General features: G+C 70.3%; 18 protein-coding genes, 3 tRNA genes and 2 pseudogenes. 10 read left to right on the top strand and 13 right to left on the bottom strand.

The genetic code is table 11. The features are described 5' to 3' along the window. Positions 1-6: 6 nt before the first annotated feature. From EPO52_RS06780 to EPO52_RS06830, 11 genes and pseudogenes are all read right to left on the bottom strand, one after another. Positions 7-513, bottom strand: coding sequence for a PH domain-containing protein (locus EPO52_RS06780; RefSeq protein WP_290803862.1), 507 nt, complete (start codon positions 511-513; stop codon positions 7-9). A 7-nt stretch (positions 514-520) separates the two neighbouring features. Continuing rightward, positions 521-973, bottom strand: a complete 453-nt coding sequence (locus tag EPO52_RS06785; protein WP_290803866.1) for a DUF3180 domain-containing protein — start codon at positions 971-973, stop codon at positions 521-523. After that, positions 970-1,521 (bottom strand): 2-amino-4-hydroxy-6-hydroxymethyldihydropteridine diphosphokinase, encoded by a 552-nt coding sequence (gene folK / locus EPO52_RS06790; RefSeq protein ID WP_290803868.1) that lies wholly within the window; start codon positions 1,519-1,521, stop codon positions 970-972. The genes EPO52_RS06785 and folK overlap by 4 nt, the downstream gene beginning before the upstream one ends. Next, the gene (folB, locus tag EPO52_RS06795) at positions 1,518-1,904 is read right to left on the bottom strand and encodes a dihydroneopterin aldolase (protein WP_290803871.1); all 387 of its coding nucleotides are present in this window, start codon (positions 1,902-1,904) and stop codon (positions 1,518-1,520) included. The genes folK and folB overlap by 4 nt, the downstream gene beginning before the upstream one ends. Further along, on the bottom strand, positions 1,901-2,722 hold the full coding sequence (folP, locus tag EPO52_RS06800; protein ID WP_290803873.1) for a dihydropteroate synthase: 822 nt from the start codon (positions 2,720-2,722) through the stop codon (positions 1,901-1,903). The genes folB and folP overlap by 4 nt, the downstream gene beginning before the upstream one ends. Then, positions 2,719-3,369, bottom strand: a complete 651-nt coding sequence (folE, locus tag EPO52_RS06805) for a GTP cyclohydrolase I (RefSeq protein WP_290803875.1) — start codon at positions 3,367-3,369, stop codon at positions 2,719-2,721. The genes folP and folE overlap by 4 nt, the downstream gene beginning before the upstream one ends. Positions 3,370-3,374: 5 nt before the next feature. Continuing rightward, positions 3,375-5,387 (bottom strand): ATP-dependent zinc metalloprotease FtsH, encoded by a 2,013-nt coding sequence (ftsH, locus tag EPO52_RS06810; protein ID WP_290803878.1) that lies wholly within the window; start codon positions 5,385-5,387, stop codon positions 3,375-3,377. 168 nt (positions 5,388-5,555) lie between these two features. Beyond that, entirely contained in the window at positions 5,556-5,792 is a 237-nt protein-coding gene (locus tag EPO52_RS06815) for a hypothetical protein (protein ID WP_290803881.1), read from the bottom strand. A 255-nt stretch (positions 5,793-6,047) separates the two neighbouring features. Continuing rightward, positions 6,048-6,599: a hypoxanthine phosphoribosyltransferase gene (gene hpt, locus EPO52_RS06820; protein ID WP_290803883.1), complete on the bottom strand. Its 552-nt coding sequence runs from the start codon at positions 6,597-6,599 to the stop codon at positions 6,048-6,050. Positions 6,600-6,607: 8 nt separating this feature from the next. After that, positions 6,608-7,387, bottom strand: a pseudogene (locus EPO52_RS06825) (ATP-binding protein); the annotation flags it as partial. A gap of 555 nt (positions 7,388-7,942) precedes the next feature. Next, positions 7,943-8,299 (bottom strand): annotated as a pseudogene (locus EPO52_RS06830) (ATP-binding protein); the annotation flags it as partial. A gap of 87 nt (positions 8,300-8,386) precedes the next feature. Here EPO52_RS06830 and EPO52_RS06835 point away from each other — a divergent pair. Next, positions 8,387-8,881, top strand: a complete 495-nt coding sequence (locus tag EPO52_RS06835; RefSeq protein ID WP_290803885.1) for an inorganic diphosphatase — start codon at positions 8,387-8,389, stop codon at positions 8,879-8,881. A 109-nt stretch (positions 8,882-8,990) separates the two neighbouring features. Here the strand turns inward: EPO52_RS06835 and EPO52_RS06840 are convergent, their stop codons facing one another. Both EPO52_RS06840 and EPO52_RS06845 read right to left on the bottom strand, forming a co-directional pair. After that, the gene (locus EPO52_RS06840) at positions 8,991-10,298 is read right to left on the bottom strand and encodes a M23 family metallopeptidase (RefSeq protein ID WP_290803887.1); all 1,308 of its coding nucleotides are present in this window, start codon (positions 10,296-10,298) and stop codon (positions 8,991-8,993) included. Positions 10,299-10,303: 5 nt separating this feature from the next. Further along, positions 10,304-11,572: a M23 family metallopeptidase gene (locus EPO52_RS06845; RefSeq protein ID WP_290803890.1), complete on the bottom strand. Its 1,269-nt coding sequence runs from the start codon at positions 11,570-11,572 to the stop codon at positions 10,304-10,306. A gap of 212 nt (positions 11,573-11,784) precedes the next feature. Between EPO52_RS06845 and EPO52_RS06850 the strand changes: the two genes are divergently transcribed. From EPO52_RS06850 to EPO52_RS06890, 9 genes are all read left to right on the top strand, one after another. Continuing rightward, a tRNA-Glu gene (locus EPO52_RS06850) sits at positions 11,785-11,857 on the top strand. Positions 11,858-11,925: 68 nt separating this feature from the next. Then, positions 11,926-11,999: transfer RNA gene (locus EPO52_RS06855), tRNA-Asp, on the top strand. Positions 12,000-12,078: 79 nt separating this feature from the next. Next, a tRNA-Phe gene (locus EPO52_RS06860) sits at positions 12,079-12,151 on the top strand. 136 nt (positions 12,152-12,287) lie between these two features. Further along, a complete protein-coding gene (locus EPO52_RS06865) occupies positions 12,288-12,881 on the top strand; it encodes a hypothetical protein (protein ID WP_290803893.1) in 594 nt (197 codons plus the stop codon). A gap of 69 nt (positions 12,882-12,950) precedes the next feature. Beyond that, a complete protein-coding gene (locus EPO52_RS06870) occupies positions 12,951-13,850 on the top strand; it encodes a DNA/RNA non-specific endonuclease (protein WP_290803896.1) in 900 nt (299 codons plus the stop codon). Between the two features lie 106 nt (positions 13,851-13,956). Further along, positions 13,957-15,171 (top strand): winged helix DNA-binding domain-containing protein, encoded by a 1,215-nt coding sequence (locus EPO52_RS06875; protein WP_290803899.1) that lies wholly within the window; start codon positions 13,957-13,959, stop codon positions 15,169-15,171. Further along, positions 15,168-16,016 carry a fused MFS/spermidine synthase gene (locus EPO52_RS06880; RefSeq protein ID WP_290803902.1) on the top strand — a complete coding sequence of 283 codons (849 nt, stop codon included), beginning with the start codon at positions 15,168-15,170 and terminating at the stop codon, positions 16,014-16,016. Before EPO52_RS06875 ends, EPO52_RS06880 begins: the two co-directional genes overlap by 4 nt. A 41-nt stretch (positions 16,017-16,057) precedes the next feature. Next, on the top strand, positions 16,058-16,768 hold the full coding sequence (locus EPO52_RS06885; protein ID WP_290803905.1) for an SOS response-associated peptidase: 711 nt from the start codon (positions 16,058-16,060) through the stop codon (positions 16,766-16,768). 74 nt (positions 16,769-16,842) lie between these two features. Further along, a complete protein-coding gene (locus tag EPO52_RS06890; protein ID WP_290803908.1) occupies positions 16,843-17,526 on the top strand; it encodes a response regulator transcription factor in 684 nt (227 codons plus the stop codon). Positions 17,527-17,555: the final 29 nt, after the last annotated feature.

The raw sequence follows: 17,555 nt of genomic DNA on the forward strand, positions 1-17,555 counted from the left end.
GAGCGGTCACAATCCCACGCGGCGCGATTCGGCCAGCGACACGAGCTCGTCGCGCAGACGGTTGGCGTCGGCCTCGACGAGGCCCGGGATGCTCACTCCCGTGGCCGCCGCGGCCGTGACGAACTTCAACTCGGCGAGGCCGAGCGCCCGGGCGACGGGGCCCCGGTTGATGTCGATGAGCTGCATCCGGCCGTAGGGAACCGACACCACGCGGTGGAACATGATGCCGCGTCTGAACTCGAGGTCGTCGTCCCGCAGCCGGTAGCCGATCGAGCGCACCCGGCGCGGAGCGAAGGCGAGCACGAGCCCACCCACGACGGCGGCCGCCGCGAGGGCGGCCCAGCCGAACCAGGCGCCGAGCAGGATGAACGGCACCGTGATGCCGCAGAGCACCAACGCTCCGATGGCGCTCGACACGAGCTCGACGCCGACGTACTTCGGGCTGACCCCGCGCCACTCCCCGTCGAAGGTCAAGCGGTTCGACGCGGTGACGGGTTCTCCGCTCTCGGACACTCGGTTCTCACTTCGCTTCCGGTTCGTCAGGCGGCAGGGTGCACATCCGCTCGGCCACGAGGCCGGCGACGAGAAGCGTCGCACCGCCCAGGGCGGCGGCGAACCCGGGCCACAACGAGCCTACATCGGCCACGACGGGGCGGGTCAGGAGGAAGACCACGATGCCCACGCCGAAGCCTGCGATCAGGCCGCCGACGAGGCTCGACGCCTTGGCGAGCACGACGACGCGCATGGCCCGGAACGGGTTGATGCGGGTCGCCGAGGTGCCGCGGATGGAGCGCCGGATGGGCACGGCGAGCGCCACCACGACGGCCGCAGCGGCCACCAGGGTGATCGCGAGCGTGTACGGAGGGATGAGCACGGGCATGCCGCCCGCGGCCAGCGCCACCTCGAGCACGAAGCCCACGATCGCGCCCACCAGGCCGAAGGCGATCACGGTCCAGGAGCGGGTGTGCGTCACCGCGGCTCCCCGGCATAGGGGCGCAGGGTGGTCTCGGGGATGCGGGCCAGCAGCGCGTCGATGCGGCCGTGACCCGGCAGCACCGCATCCGGTTCGATCTCGAGCCACGGCACCAGCACGAAGTCGCGCACGGCGGCGCGCGGATGCGGCAGCGTGAGACGCTCGGTGTCGAGCTCGACCGAGGCGAAGGTGATGATGTCGACGTCGAGCGTGCGGTCGCCCCAGCGTTCGGCGCGCACCCGGCCGTGGTCGTTCTCGATGCGGTTCACCACGGTGAGCAGCTCGTCGGGGTGGAGGCTGGTGCGGATGGCGGCGACCGCGTTCAGGTACGACGGAGCATCGAGGTCGATGCCATCCGGTTTCACGGCCGTGGTCTCGTAGAGGCGCGACATCGCGGTGACCTCCACACCCTCGGTGGCGCGCAGCTCGTCGACCGCCGCGAGGATGGTGGCCTCGCGGTCGCCCAGGTTGCTGCCGAAGGCGAGCACCGCGGGGAGACGGATGGTGCGCCGCTCGACGCTCTCGACGGCCCGGTTGTTCGGATTCATGTGGTGGCCCCTGGTCGTGCGCGTCGGCGGGTGATCGTGATGGAGACGTCGGAGAAGGGAACGGTGATGGGAGCGTCGGGCTTGTGCACCACGACCCTCACACGCTCGACCGGAGGATGCGCGAGCACCACGCCCGCGACACGCTCGGCGAGCGTCTCGATCAGGTCGACGGGGTCGGCGGACACGGCCTCGGCGATCTCGACGGAGAGCTCGCCGTAGTGCACGGTCTGCGCGAGATCGTCGCCGGATGCGGCACCCGCGGTGTCGAGGGCGAGCTCGACGTCGATCACGAAGCGCTGGCCGTTCTCGCGCTCGAAGTCGAACACGCCATGGTGGGCGAACACCTCGAGGCCGGTGATGGTGAGGAGGTCGAGCTCGGTCACATCCGCTCCCCTGCTGGTTCTTCGGCGCCGGCGGTCCATGCGGCGGCGACGTCGAGTGCCGCTCTGGTCATCGTCACATCATGCACCCGCACGCCCCACACGCCCTCGCGGGCGGCGAGCGCGGCCAGCACCGCCGAGGCCAGGTCGCGCTCGGAGGCGTGGGCGCTGCCCGGAACGAGCTCGCCGAGGAAGCGCTTGCGCGATGCACCGATGAGCACCGGCAGGCCGAGGGCGGTGAAGCGGTCGAGGTGGCCGAGGAGCGTCCAGTTGTGGGCCGCGTGCTTGGCGAAACCGAGCCCGGGGTCGATGATCAGGCGCGACGGGTCGACCCCCTTGATGATGAGCTGGGCGGCGCGGTACTCGATCTCGCCGAGCACCTCGCTCACGACATCGCGATAGCGGGCGTTGAGCGCCATCGTGTCGCTCTGGCCGCGCCAGTGCATCACCACGAAGCGGGCTCCGGAGGCGACGATCAGGTCGTCCATCTCGGGATCGGCGAGCCCGCCCGACACATCGTTGACGATCGAGGCGCCGGCCGCGATGGCCGCGTCGGCGGTGGCGGCGTTCATGGTGTCGATGCTCACCGTGATACCGCGGGCCACGAGCTCCCGCACCACGGGGAGCACGCGGCGCTGCTCCTCCGAGATCGCGATGCGTGTCGCACCGGGGCGGGTGGATTCGCCGCCGACGTCGATGATGTCGGCGCCGCGGGCCACGAGGCCGACGGCATGGCGCACGGCGGCGTCGCGGTCGAACCAGAGTCCGCCGTCGCTGAACGAGTCGGGGGTGACGTTGACGATGCCGAGGATCTCGGTCACGGCGTGGCTCCTCGGGTGGGGGCGGCGATGAGCGACATCAGTTCGGCGCGGGCCGCCGGCTCCGCGAGCGAGCCGCGCGCCGCGAGCGTGACGGTGGTGCTGGCGGTCTGGCGGGGGCCGCGAGCGGTGACGCAGCCGTGCCGGGCGTCGAGCACCACGAGCACGCCGCGGGCACCGAGACCGCGTTCGATCGCTTCGGCGATGTCGTCGGTGAGGCGCTCCTGCAGCTGGGGGCGGGATGCGGCGCACTCGATCACGGAGACGATCCCGCCGAGGCCCGCGATGATGCGGTCGGGCTCATAGGCGACGTGGGCGACACCCTCGAAGGGCAGCAGATGGTGCTCGCAGACGGAGCGGAAGGCGATGTCGCGGAGCAGCACGGGGCGGCCGGAGGGCGACGACTCGGGTTCACCGGCGGCAGCCTGGGCAGGTGGCCGCGGGTTCGCCGGAGTGGCCGCATCCGGGGTCTCGAAGGTGGAGCCCAGAGCGCCGGCAGGGTCGTGCCCGACGCCCGCGTACAGCTCGGCGTACAGCTCGGCCACGCGCCGAGGGGTGTCGCGGAGCTCTGCGCGCGCGGGGTCGTCTCCGACCGCGGCCAGCAGCTCGGCGACCGCGGCCTCGATCCGCTGCCGGTCGACGGTGGCCACGGCGGCTACGCGGTGGCGGGGCGGGGGTTGATGCGCGGGGTGCGCTTCGGCTTTGCCTCGGGCTCCGGGTCGGAATCGACTCCCCCGTCGACGGCGCTGCTGTCGATGGGCGCCTTGGCCGTGGGGAACTCCACGGGCGGCAGAGACGACACCGGACGGTTCTCGCTCGAGAGCCACTGCGGCCGGAGCGGGAGCTTCTTGACGTCTTTGAAGAGATCGGCGAGCTGCTCGTGGTCGAGCGTCTCTTTCTCGAGCAGCATCGCAGCGAGCTTGTCGAGGATGTCGCGGTTGTCGTTCAGTACCTGCCACGCCTCGTCGTGCGCCGACTCGATGAGCTGGCGCACCTCGGCGTCGACCTGCTGGGCGAGGCTCTCGGAGTAGTCGCGCTCGTGGCCCATGTTGCGGCCGAGGAACATCTCGCCGGAGGCGCTGCCGAGCTTCACCGCGCCGAGAGTGGCGGTCATGCCGTACTCGGTGACCATCTTCTTCGCGGTGGCGGTGGCCTTCTCGATGTCGTTCGAGGCGCCGGTGGTGGGGTCGTGGAACACGACCTCCTCGGCGACGCGGCCGCCCATGGCGTAGGCGAGCTGGTCGAGCAGCTCGTTGCGGCTCACGGAATAGCGGTCTTCGAGCGGGAGCACCATCGTGTAGCCGAGGGCACGACCACGCGGGAGGATGGTGATCTTCGTCACCGGGTCGGTGTAGTTCATGGCCGTGGCCACCAGGGCGTGGCCGCCCTCGTGGTAGGCGGTGACGAGCTTCTCCTGGTCGCGCATGATGCGGGTGCGGCGCTGGGGGCCGGCGATGACGCGGTCGATGGCCTCGTCGAGCGCGCGGTTGTCGATCAGCTGCGCATTGCTGCGAGCCGTGAGCAGCGCGGCCTCGTTGAGCACGTTCGCGAGGTCGGCGCCGGTGAAGCCCGGCGTCTTGCGGGCGACGACCTCGAGGTCGACACCGGCGGCGAGGGGCTTGCCCTTGCCGTGCACCTCGAGGATCTTCTTGCGGCCGTTGAGATCGGGGGCGTCGACGCCGATCTGGCGGTCGAAGCGGCCCGGGCGCAGCAGCGCGGGGTCGAGGATGTCGGGCCGGTTGGTGGCGGCGATGAGGATGACGTTCGTCTTGACGTCGAAGCCGTCCATCTCGACCAGGAGCTGGTTGAGCGTCTGCTCGCGCTCGTCGTGACCGCCGCCCATTCCGGCGCCACGGTGACGGCCCACGGCGTCGATCTCGTCGATGAAGATGATGGCGGGGGAGTTCTCCTTCGCCTGCTGGAACAGGTCGCGCACGCGGCTCGCACCGACACCCACGAACATCTCGACGAAGTCGGATCCGGAGATCGAGTAGAACGGCACGCCCGCCTCGCCGGCCACGGCCCGGGCGAGCAGGGTCTTACCGGTACCGGGAGGGCCGTAGAGCAGCACACCCTTCGGGATGCGGGCGCCCACGGCGAGGAACTTCGCGGGCTCCTTCAGGAAGTCTTTGATCTCCTCCAGTTCTTCGAGCGCCTCCTCGGCGCCGGCGACGTCGTCGAAGGTGACCTTCGGGGTCTCCTTGGTGACGAGCTTCGCCTTCGACTTGCCGAACTGCATCACCTTGCTGCCGCCGCCCTGCATGCCCGAGAGCATGAACCAGAAGAACGCGCCAATCAGCAGGATGGGGAGGAAGATGCTGAGGGCCGAGAGGAACCAGTTGGTCTGCGGAACCTGGTCGTTGTACCCGTCGGAGGGGTTCGCCTCCGTCACCGCCGCGACCACTTCGGAACCACGGGGGGCGACGTAGTAGAACTGCACCTTGTCGCCGTACTTGTCGTCTTTGCTCGTCAGCGTCATGTCGACGCGCTGCTCACCATCGATGATGGTGGCTTCGGAGACCTTGCCGCTCGAGAGGAAGCCGAGACCCTCCTGCGTGGTGACCTGCTGATAACCGGCGCTGGTGATCAGGCTGAAGCCGATCCAGAGGGCGATCGCACCCAAGAGGATGTACGGAATGGGAGATCGAAGGATGCGCTTTGCGTTCATGTCTCTTCATCGCTTTGGTGCCGCGGGTACCGGCACGATGCTTATGTCGTTGTGCCAGGGTACCCGCCGCGCGCTGGACGCCGCCTCCATGTTCCCCGTGGGCGTAACAAGCGCTCCGCCGTGCCGCACACGGCGCGCTTGCGCGCCCATCCTGACGGTTCGCTCGAGTCATGACGAGCGCGGGACGTCAGGCCCGACGCGGCCCTCGCGCACACCCGCCTCGAGGAGCAGGGCGCGGAGCACAGGTGGGCGGATCGCCTCCGCCCAACCCCAGCGAACGACCCGGTGCCCGCGGTGCCGGATCGCATCCTCCCGGCGCTTCTCCTCCCACACGATCTCACCGGGCGAGCGCCCGTTCGCGAACTCCTCGTCGATGTACTTGCCCTTGCCGTCGGATTCACCCACGACGTTCTCGGCCTCCCACCAGAAGTCCACCTCGTAGTGACGGCCGTGCTCAACCCGTCGGCCCGCAACGTCGTGAGGTGCTCGATCATGCGGCCATCGTTTCGCGGCCACGCCCCGTTCGGATGCCCTCACCGCGTTCTGGGGAGAAGCACCCCCGATGCATCCGCCGTGCAGGAGCAGTGGATGCGCCCGTTCTGACGAAGTGCACGTGTCATGACAAGCGCGCACCGTCAGAACGGGCGCATGTGCCAGGCGCTAGCTGTAGACGTGCGGGGCGAGGATGCCGATCGACTTGAGGTTGCGGTAGCGCTCGGCGTAGTCGAGGCCGTACCCCACCACGAAGGCGTTCGGGATCTCGTACCCCACGTACTTCACGTCGATCTCGACCTTGGCCGCCTCCGGCTTGCGGAGCAGGGCGCAGATCTCCACCGACTCCGGGCCGCGCGAACGGAGGTTGGCGAGCAACCACGAGAGGGTGAGGCCCGAGTCGATGATGTCTTCGACGATGAGCACCTTGCGGCCGGTGATGTCGGTGTCGAGGTCTTTCAGGATGCGCACGACGCCGCTCGACTGCGTGCCCGAACCGTAGGAGGAGACCGCCATCCAGTCCATGTTGATCTGCATGGTGAGGGCCCGAGCGAGGTCGGCCATCACCATCACCGCACCCTTCAGAACGCCCACGATCAGCAGGTCTTGACCCGCGTAGTCGGCCTCGATCTGGCGCGCCAGCTCCTCGATCTTCGCCTGGATCTGTTCCTTCGTGAACAGAACCTCGCTGATGTCCGACGGCACGTCGACGGTGTCCATGTAATCTCCTACTCGCCCTGCCCGGCCCTCTGGAACACCAGCCGGGCACCCTGCCGCACCACTCTAATCCCTGGCAGATCGACGCCCTTCTGCCCCGTCCACGCCGTGACGAGTTCGGCCACGGCGAGCGTCTGGCTGCGCGACAGCGACACCCCGAACTCGCTGTCGACCACGTACCGGATGACGCGGTTGCGCAGTGCCGGCGGGTTCGCCGCGAGGGCTCCCACCGAGACCGCGATGCCCGCCTCCGCGTGCTCCACGAGGTCTTCGATGGTCTCGGTGGCGATGTCGTGCAGGGTCTCGTCGTCTTCGCGCAACTGCTCGGCGGTGCGGGCGAGCGCCTCGGCGATGCCGGGTCCGAGCTCGGCTTCGAGCAGGGGCAGCACACTCCGGCGCACCCGCACGCGGGCGTACGCGCTGCTCTGGTTGTGCGGGTCGTGCCAGGGCTCGAGGCCGGAGTCGGCGCAGAACTGTTCGGTGACACGGCGACGGATGCCGAGCAGTGGCCGGATGCGCGCTCCGAACGGCGGCCCGGCGACCGTTGAGGCGGTGCCGTGGGCATGGTTGTCGGCATGGTCGTGGCTGGGCACCCCCGGTGGTGGAGTCACCACCGCCATCCCCGAGAGGCTCGCCGCCCCCGCGCCCCGGGCGAGACCGAGGAGCACGGTCTCTGCCTGATCGTCGAGTGTGTGCCCGAGCAGCACCGCGCGGGCCCCCGTCTCGGCGAGAGCCGCATCGATGGCCGCGTAGCGTGCCGCACGGGCGGCGGCCTCCGGCCCGCCCGCGGAACCAGCCCCGACGACGGCCCCGGTCCCGGTCCCGGCCCCGGTCCCGGCCCCGGCCTCGGTCTCAGCCCCGGTCCCGGCCTCGGTCTCAGCCCCGGTCTCGGCCCCGACCTCGGTCCCGGCCTCGGTCGCGGCCCCGGTCACGGTCGCGGTCACGGTCGCGGTCTCGGTCTCGGTCGCGGTCTCGGTCGCGGCCTCGGTCGCGGCCTCGGTCGCGGTCGCGGTCGCGGTCTCGGTCTCGGTCGCGGTCTCGGTCTCGGTCGCGGTCTCGGTCTCGGTCGCGGTCTCGGCGGAGACAGCCCGAGACGCGGCGGCCCCACTGAGCGCGGCGGATGCCAGCGCGACGCGGTCGCCGACGGATTCGCCATCGACCGCAGGCGCGCTGGCACCGGCGGGGATGACGGGAGCACCGACGGTGGTGGTGGCGCGGGTGGAGGGCTCACCGCGAGCGGCGGAGGTCGAAGGCTCAACGCGAACAGCGGAGGTCAACGGCTCAACGCGAACAGCGGAGGTCAACGGCTCAACGCGACCGGCGGGAGCCGACGTCGGGATCATGGCCCTCACGACGAGCACGGGATCGAGGCCGAGGGCGCGCGCCTGCTCGGCCGCGCGCGCGGCGACCGCATCCGACCCCGCCTGCAGACCGTGGTCGACGATCACGGCACCCGCCCGCAGCCCGGCCCGGGGCGCCTCGAACGCGGTGGCCGCCGCGAGCGCCAGCGAGTCGGGGCCGCCACTCAGCGCTACCAGCAGGTCAGCGCCCGGGGTGACCGCGCCGGGTCGCGCACTCGGTCGCGAATCGCCCCGCTCGGCGACCTCGCGCGCCGCGAGGGGGAACTGCGCCAGGAGCGTCTCGCGCACCGCTCGACGCACGTCGGCGATCGCGGGCGTGAGGCGCGGTCGGCGGTCGGGCATGTGCATCCAGTAACGTTATTGCAGTTTCGGGGCGCACATCCGGGCCCCGACCGCCGAACCACGCACGCAGATGAGGGAGCACCACACATGGCCGCGTACGACGTCGTCGTCGAAATTCCCAAGGGAAGCCGCAACAAGTACGAAGTCGACCACGAGACCGGTCGCGTCTACCTCGACCGCGTGCTCTTCACGAGCTTCGTCTACCCCACCGACTACGGATTCTTCGAGAACACCCTGGGCCTCGACGGCGACCCCGTCGACGCGCTCGTGCTGCTCGAGTACCCCACGTTCCCGGGAGTGGGTGTCAAGGTGCGCCCCGTCGGCGTGTTCAACATGAGCGACGAGGCTGGCTCCGACGCCAAGGTGGTCGTGGTGCCCGCGAAAGACCCCCGGTGGGCCCACATCCAGGACATCGACGACGTTCCCGAGCAGACACGTAAAGAGATCGAGCACTTCTTCGCGCGGTACAAAGACCTCGAGCCCGGCAAGTTCGTGAAGGTCGAGGGCTGGGGCAACGCCGCAGAGGCCGAGGCCATCGTCGAGGCCGGTTTCGCCAAGCTCAAGGAGGAGGGCGGCCACTAGGCCCCCACTCCCTCCCCACATCCGTCACTTTCTGCTCGAACTGAACGATTTTCGAGCAGAAAGTGACGGATGTGCGCGTTAAGGGGGCGTACGCGGGAGGGGTGGCGGGTCAGAAGCCCACGTAGTTGCGCGGGTTCTGCGCGGTGCCGTTCACCCGGGTCTCGAAGTGCACGTGGCATCCGGTGGACGAACCCGTGGTACCGGCGTAGGCGATGAGCTGACCGCCGCCCACCGACTGCCCGCGACTCACGGCGAGCGAGCTGTTGTGGCCGTAGACCGTGGTGAGGCCTCCGCCGTGATTGATCGTGACCGAGTTGCCGAGGCCTCCGTTGTAGCTGGCCTGGGTGACGGTTCCGGATGCGGCGGCGTACACCGCCACCCCGCAGGTGCCGCCGGGCGCCACCAGGTCGATACCGGCGTGCAGGCGGTTCACCTTGTCGATGGGGTGGAAGCGCATGCCGAACTCGTCGCTCACACGCCAGCGCGAGAGGGGGCTCGACCAGCCGCCCACGGAGACGGGAGGTGCACTGCCCCCGCCCCCGGACGACGCGGCCGCGGCCGCCGCGGCGGCTGCGGCACGCTGTTCGGCCGCCACACGCGCCGCTTCGGCACGCGCAGCCTCCTCGGCCTTGCGGCGCTCTTCGACACCCTTCTCGTAGTCCGCCACGGTCTGCACGGTCTCGGCCTGGAGCGCGGCCAACTGGGCGTCGAGCACCACGCGCTGAGACTCCTGTTCGGCCAGGAGCGCCTCTGCGGCATCCTCCGCGGCGATGGCGTCTTCGAAGGCCTGCTCGGCGAGAGCCCGGAGACCTTCGAGCTCGCCCTCGGCCGTGTCGGCCTGGGCGGTGAGCGCCGTGGCGGTGTTGCGGTCTTGCGCGGCCTGCTCGTGCAGCGTGCTGGCCGTCTCGGTGAGCCGGCTCATGGCGCCGAGCTGGTAGAGCAGGTCGTCGGAGTCGTCGCCTGAGATGATGAGGTTCACGGTGAGGTCGACCCCGCCGGTGCGGGTGAGCTGCGAGATGAGCTGACCGGCCTGCTTGTTCGAGGCGTCGGCACGGCTGCCGGCCTCGGCCGACTGGGCGGCGAGCTCGTCGGCGCGGTACACCGCGAGGTCGTAGGCCTCTTGAGCCGCCTGGAACTCGTTCGACTTCTGCACCGCGAACGCCTGGGCCGCCTCGACCTCGGCCTGTGCCGCCACAATGAGCGACTGGATGTTCGCGACCTCGGCGTTCTTGGCCGATTCGCTGCTGCGGGCGGCGAGCACGTCTTCCCAGCTGGGATAGTCGACGGCCCACGCGGCGTTCTCGCCCCGGAGCACGTCGACGGCCACGATGCCGGCGGCGAGACTGAGCGCCGCGAGGAAGCGCGGGAGGGTGCGACGCCGTGCCGGAAGGGCGGCGCGTGCGCGGGAGCTGGTCATGTTCGTCATCCGAAATCGATTCCCTGGTTCGCCATGAAGGTTCGGGGGTTGGTGGCGGTGCCGCCCTGGCGCACCTCGAAGTGCACGTGGCATCCGGTGGAGTTGCCCGTGGTGCCGGCGTAGGCGATGGGCTGACCGACGGTGACGTAGTCGCCGTTGCCGACGAGCAGCGCGGTGTTGTGACCGTAGGCCGTGGCGGTGCCGCCGCCATGGTCGATCTGGATGAAGTTGCCGTAGCCGCCGTTCGGGCCGGCGAAGTTCACGAGCCCCTCGGCGGCGGCGTACACCGTGGCACCGCAGGTGCCGCTGCTGTAGACGAGGTCGATGCCGGAATGCAGGATGTAGGCCCCCGACACCGGGTTCACCCGCATCCCGTACTCGTCGGAGGAGACCGCTCCGGGGAACGGGCTGCCCCATCCGCTCGCCGCGATGTAGGGAAGCGTCTTCTGCCCGGATGCGGCGGCCGCCCGCGCGGCGGCGGCGCGCTCTTCGACGCCCTTCTTGAAGTCGGCCTCGGTGGTGGCCAGGTTCTGCTGAAGCACTGCGAGCTGGGCCTGCAGCTCCTCCTGGTGGGTCTGCTGCACACTCAGTGCCGCCTCCGCGGCCTGCTGAGCCGCGACGGCCTCGTCACGGAGCGCCTGGGCGGCATCGGCGAGGCTCTTCAGCTCGTCTCGGGCGATGGTGGCCTGGTCGGTGAGGGCGGACGCGGTATTGCGGTCCTGCTCCGCCTGCGCGTAGATCTGCGAGGTCTTCTCGGTGAGCTTCGACATGGCGCTCAGCTGGTAGAGGAGGTCGCTCGAGAGCTGACCTCCGCCCACGAAGAGGTTCACGGTGAGGTCGTTTCCGCCCGTGCGGGACAGCTGGGCGGCCAGTTGGCCGGCCTGGCGGTTGGAGGTGTCGGCGCGCGCGGTGGCCTCGGCGGCCTGACCCTCGAGCTCGGTCGCCACGTAGTTCGCCGTGTCGTACTTCTCTTGAGCGGCTTGATACTCGGTGCCGCGCTGGGTGGCGAGGGCCTGGGCGCTCTGCACCTCGGCGGTCATGCTCTCGATGAGGCCCGTGATGCGGGCGACCTCGTCGTTCTTGGCGGCCTCGTTCGCCTGCGCGTTCTTCACGTCGTCCCACGTGGGGTAGTCGTCGGCGAAAGCCGGTGCGGCCGAGAGGGCGGCACTCACGACGAGCGCGGCGCACAGCGCGAAGGCGGCGAGGGCCTGGTGCGTGCGTGTGGACGGACCGCCGAAGCGCCGCCGCGCCGAACCCGCTGTCGTGCTCTTCATAAACCCCTGCCGTGCCGAAAATGCCAGGCGCGCAACCGCGGAACGCACTCTCACCGCGCGGTGTCGTGCGCATCCGTCACATCTGTCACAGCGCTCCCGTGAATCTAACCCGGGCCCGGCCGAACGCCGGGGACATTCGCCCGGGTGTGCACAACTCGACCTCGATTGGCGGCTGTGCAGAGGATGTGGCATACTCGTTGAGTTGTCGAACCGGCCCCATCGTTTAGTGGCCTAGGACACCGCCCTTTCACGGCGGCAGCACGGGTTCGAATCCCGTTGGGGTCACGGTAATCGGGTGTGACTGGGTCGGCAACAGAGCACCACAGCACCACATACAATAGGAACACAAGTAAGGCCCTGTAGCGCAGTTGGTTAGCGTGCCGCCCTGTCACGGCGGAGGTCGCGGGTTCAAGTCCCGTCAGGGTCGCAAGGCGCGAAGCCCTTCCAATCGGAAGGGCTTTTCGCTAGAGCGGCACATACTGTATTGAAATACAGCGGAGCTGTTCGGCTCTGTAGCTCAGTTGGTAGAGCGCACGACTGAAAATCGTGAGGTCACGGGATCGACGCCCGTCGGAGCCACTGGAACCCTCGCCTAGCTTCTACATGGCGGGGGTTCTTTCATATGCGGGCCCAGGCCATCCACTCGGGCTCCCCCGCCCGCGCCGACAGTTCACGTCGCGTCAGTATCATGCCTCGACCCACACGGAGGTTCCGCATGAGCGACCCGAGCGACGCCGCACCACCGGCTCCGGCGGGCTGGTACGACGACGGCAGCGGCCGGCAGCGCTGGTGGACGGGCGACGACTGGAGCGACCGATTCCAGGACGGCCTCGGCCCGGTGCACTCCCTTCCGAAATCGACCCGGTGCCCGATCTGCGGATCGCTGGACCGGGTGCAGATGGTCGGCATGATCCTGCAGCAGAGCACGACCCTCCCGCACCGCGCCCTCGCCCTGCGCCTCGCTCCGCCTCCGCGACCCCGCCCGCCCGTGGGGCCGTGGGCGCTCTGGTTCACGCTCGGCGGACTCGCGCTCGCCCTGATCACCGGCGGCGCCGTGAGCGGATCATTGATCGGTGCGGTCCTCACGGGTATCTACCTCCTGCTCCCGATCGTTCTCGCGGCCTGGGGGCTCGCGGGCCTGATCGCGCTGATCGCGCGGCCGCACTTCCGCCGCCTGCAGGGCGCGTGGGACAAGAGGGCGGCCGTGTACTACCGCTCCCTCTACTGCCTGCGCGACGACACGATGTTCAGCGCGGGGTCGCCGGCGGAGCGACCGGAGGAGGGCAAGGCGCGGACCTTCTGGGGCTGAGTTCGGATTCCTCGCGCCGAACGGGTGCACACCGGTTGCGGTGCCTGGAGATCGTGGTCGACTGGCGACATGGGTGATGACGCAGGCGCCATGGGCACGGCCGGGTTCGACCAGGGGTTTCTCGGGGTGGAGTGCGGGCTGCCGCGCGCGACCGAGGCGGAGCGCCGCATCCGGGAACTGACCTACCTGCACTTCACCGTGCTGCTGGATGCCGGGCGCAAGCTCGCGGCCGTGGCGGCGGCGAACATCGACGGAGCGGCCCTCCGCGACATCGCGCGCGGCGACGACTGGCACCTCGATGAGCGAGTGGATGCGGCCGAGCAGACCGGGCCTGAGGTCTACGCCCGCAACGACCTCGACCGGGGGCATCTCGTGCGCAGGAGGGACCCGGTCTGGGGGCCGATGGATGCCGCCGAGCGCGCCAACCGAGACACCTTCGCCTACACCAACGCGGCTCCGCAGGCGGCGGAGTTCAACCAGTCGAAGGAGCTCTGGAACGGGCTCGAGGACCACGTTCTCGAGTACGCCTCGGCGAACAGGCTGCGGCTCAGCGTCTTCACGGGGCCCGTGTTCGGCGATGACGATGTGTCGTACCGGGGCACGCGCATCCCGACCCGATTCTGGAAGGTGGCGGCCTGGGCGGATGCGACGGGCAGCGGAGCCGGCTCGGCACCGGAGGGGCAGGACCCGGCACGGCTCCGGGCGGCGGGATTCCTGCTCGACCAGAGCCCGCAGCTCGACGGGATCGAGCTCGAGGGGGCGCGGGCCGCCGCACGGGCGACGGATGCTCCGCCGCCGCTCGGCCCGTTCCGCACCTTCCAGCTCGGCATCTCCGACATCGCCGGCCTCACCGCTCTCGACTTCGGGCCGATACCCGCGGCCGACGCCTTCGCCGACGCCGCCACCGCACGCCCCGGCACGTCACGCGCGTGGACCGAGCTTCACACTCCCGGCCAGATCGTGCTGTAGCGGACCGCCCGATGCCCGCGCCGCACCTCCCGTCGCGGGTGACCCACGAGGGGACGCGGCGCGGGGCCGTGGGGCGGGTGTCGGAGGGGGAGAGGATACTGGGCGCATGGCCGGAGCAGGTTCGGGAGCGGGTGCCGCCAAAGCCGCTGCCCGCGAGGTGCTGCGACTGCGGCTCGAGGCGCAGGGGGTCGCTCCGGCGCGCGACGTGACCGTCACCGAGGTGGTCGAGCGCCTGCTCGCGATGCAGGCTCAAGACTTCGCGCAGGGGAGCTGGGCCGTGGGGCTCCGTGCGCCGGGCTCGACCCGGGCCGACCTGACGGCAGCGCTCGACGCCGGTGAGATCGTTCGGTCGTGGCCGATGCGCGGCACCCTGCACTTCACTCGCCCCGACGACCTGCGATGGATGCTCGACCTCACCGCACCCCGCACCGTGCGGTCGATGGAGAAACGCCACCGCGACCTGGGGCTCGACGACGCCGCGTTCGCACGCGCCACGGCGATCGCGCGTGCCGAACTCTCCGGCGGCGGAGCGCTCTCCCGCGAGGAGTTCACCGCCCTCCTCGAAGCAGGGGGCATCGCCACCGACGGCCAGCGCGGCATGCATCTCATCTGGCGGCTCGCGCACGACGGTCTCATCTGCTGGGGCCCGGCCCGCGGCACCCAGCAGGCGATGGTGCTGCTCGATGAGTGGGCTCCGCCCACTCGCGAACTCCCGCGCGCCGAGGCCCTCGGGGAGTTCGTGCTGCGCTACGTCACGGGTCACGGGCCGGCCACCCTGAAGGATTTCTGCTGGTGGTCGAAGGTCTCGGTGGCGGATGCCACGCTCGGACTCGAGCGGGTGCGCGACCGGCTCCAGGAGATCGAGCTGGGCCACACGTCGTACTGGGTCCGCGCCGACGCCGACCCGGTGGGGGGCGACCGGCGCGCGGTGACCGCGGGCGACACGATCTCGGCGACCCAGGGGGCCCGCACGGTCGAAGCCACACCACCGGCACCGCGACCCAGCGTGCGATCCTTTCACGCCCTGCCCGGGTTCGACGAGTACCTGCTCGGGTACCAGAGCCGCACACCGGCCGTGCCCGAGGAGTTCTCCTCCCGGATCGTGCCGGGCGACAACGGGGTGTTCCTCCCGATGCTCGTGTCGCGCGGCACGGTGGTCGGCACCTGGAAGCGCGCCCTCACCGCATCGAAGGTCACGGTCACGCCGATGCCGTTCGCGCCCCTGTCGGCAGCCGAACAGACCGGGTTCGAGCGCGAGTTCCGCCGGTTCGCCCGGTTTCTCGGGCTCACCCTCGTGATCGCCGACGGGCCCGCGTCATGAACTCGCCGACGCCCGGTTCAGCCGCCGCGGCCGGCGGCCACGCGGTCGACCGCACAGCCGGCCCCACAGCGGGCCGCACCTTGAGGTTGGGCGGTGCGCGGGCCGAGATCCGTCGCGACCCCTTCGTTGCGAGCGCCTTCGTGCTCGCCATCGACGGCGCCGACCAGTCGCACGTCGACCTCGGCGACCCCGGTTCGCTCTTCTTCGACTACGTGCGCCGCATCGGCGCGGTCATCGATCGGTTCCGGATGCCCGGCCGGCCCATCACCGCCGTGCACCTCGGGGCCGGGGCCCTGACGCTCGTCCGCTACGTGCAGGCCACGCGCCCCGACTCCACCCAGCACGTCGTGGAGCTGCACGGCGAGCTGATCGACTTCGTCACCGACCACCTCCCGCTGCCGGCCGGAACACGGCTGACCGTGCAGGCGGGGGATGCCGCGCTCGAGGTGCCGCGGCTCGCCGACACCTCACGGGGCGAGGCCGATCTCGTGGTGAGCGACCTCTATCGCGGCATCGTCACTCCCCCCGCTCTCCGCACGGCCGACTTCTACACGGGTGTCGCCGGGCTGGTCGCTCCCGACGGGGTGCTCGCCGTCAACGTGGCCGACGACGAGGGCCTGCCGATGACGCGCGAACTCCTCCACGCCGTCTCCGCGGCGCTCCCCCACGTGCTCGTGCTCGGCCCCGCCTCGGTGGTCACATCGGGGCGGGCAGGCAACTCCGTGCTCCTGGCGTCGGCCTCCCCCGGGCTGTTCGATCTGGTACCGGGCCTCGCCGCAGCGGGGCCGCATCCGGGGTCGGTTCTCACCGCCGCGGAATTCACCGCACGAGCCCCCTGGGCCTGACCCGACCACAAGAGACACCACCGATCCGAACGGAGCAAGCCATGTGCGGCCGATTCAGCATGAGCGCCGAGACCGACGAACTGATCGCCGAGTTCGTGGCCCGCGGCGGGCGCCCGGAAGACTGGACACCCTCCTACAACATCGCCCCCACCGAGAACGCGCCGATCGTTCGCGACCGGGTGAAGGACGGCGAGACGCTGCGCGAGATCGATCTCGCGAGCTGGGGTCTCAAGCCGGCCTGGGCGAAGCCCGGCGGTCCGGCGCCCATCAACGCGCGACTCGAGAGCGTGGCCACGAACGGGTTGTTCCGCAACGCCTTCGCCCAGCGCCGCTGCATCGTGCCGATGAACGGCTACTACGAGTGGGAGGCCACCGAGCACGGCAAGCAGCCCCACTTCATCCACGCCCCCGAGACCCTGCTCGCGGCGGCCGGTCTCTACGAGCTCAGGAAGGTCGAGAACGAGTGGACCGTGAACTTCACCATCATCACCCGCGAGGCCGCCGATGCCTCGGGCGAGGTGCACGACCGCATGCCGGTGTTCCTCACCCCCGACACCTGGGACACCTGGATCGAACCCGTCACGCTCGAGAAGACGGATGCGAAAGACAGCCTCGTGGCGATGCTCGACCGCTCGTCGCTCGCCGTCGCCCGCACCATCACCACCTACCCCGTGTCGAGGCGCGTCAACAACGTTCGCGACACCTCGGTGGCCAAAGACGACCCGACCCTCATCGAGCCGCTGGCCGGCTAGACCACGGCACTGCTTCTCCCTTCAGCCGTGTCAATGGCTGACCTCGGACCCGTCGATGCACCACTATTGAAAGGGTGTCCGGCAAGAGAGCAATCAGGGTGGCGGTGGTCGAGGACCAGGCGTTGTTCCGTCAGCTGCTCGTCACCGGGCTGGATGCGGCACCCGGGGTGTCGGTCTCCGTTGCGGCTGCCGATGCCGCATCCGCCCGCCGCACCTTGCTGCACGAAGGCACCGACCTCGCCGTGAGGTCGATCGACGTCGCCGTGCTCGATGTACAGCTCGGCGACGGCAGCGGCATCGACCTGGGTGTCGACCTGCGCGCCGCGAACCCCGCGCTCGGCATCGTGCTGCTCTCGGCGACCGACTCGCTGGATGTGCTGCTCGATCTGCCCCGCACCATCACCCACGGCTGGAGCTACCTCTCGAAGACCTCTGCCCTCAGCCTGCCCGCTCTGCTGCGCGCGATCGAGGTGTCGGCCGAGGGGCGCTCGGTGTTCGACCCCGAGCTGGTCGCGCGGCGACGACCTCGGCGCGGAACCGGGCTCTCCCGACTGAGCACCCGGCAGTACGAGGTGCTCAGGCTGCTCGCCGAGGGCCTCTCGAACGCGGGCATCGCCAGCCGCCTGGGCCTCGCGCCCCGCTCGGTCGACAACCACATCGCCGGGATCTACGCCGAACTGGGACTCGCATCCGGAGGCGTCGTGAACCCGAGAGTGGCGGCGGCCCTGCGCTTCCTCGACGAGAGCGCGGCATCGTGACGCAGGCGCTGTCTCCCGCCCCGCCGACC

This window comes from Herbiconiux sp. (assembly GCF_004297105.1).
GTDB lineage: Bacteria > Actinomycetota > Actinomycetes > Actinomycetales > Microbacteriaceae > Herbiconiux.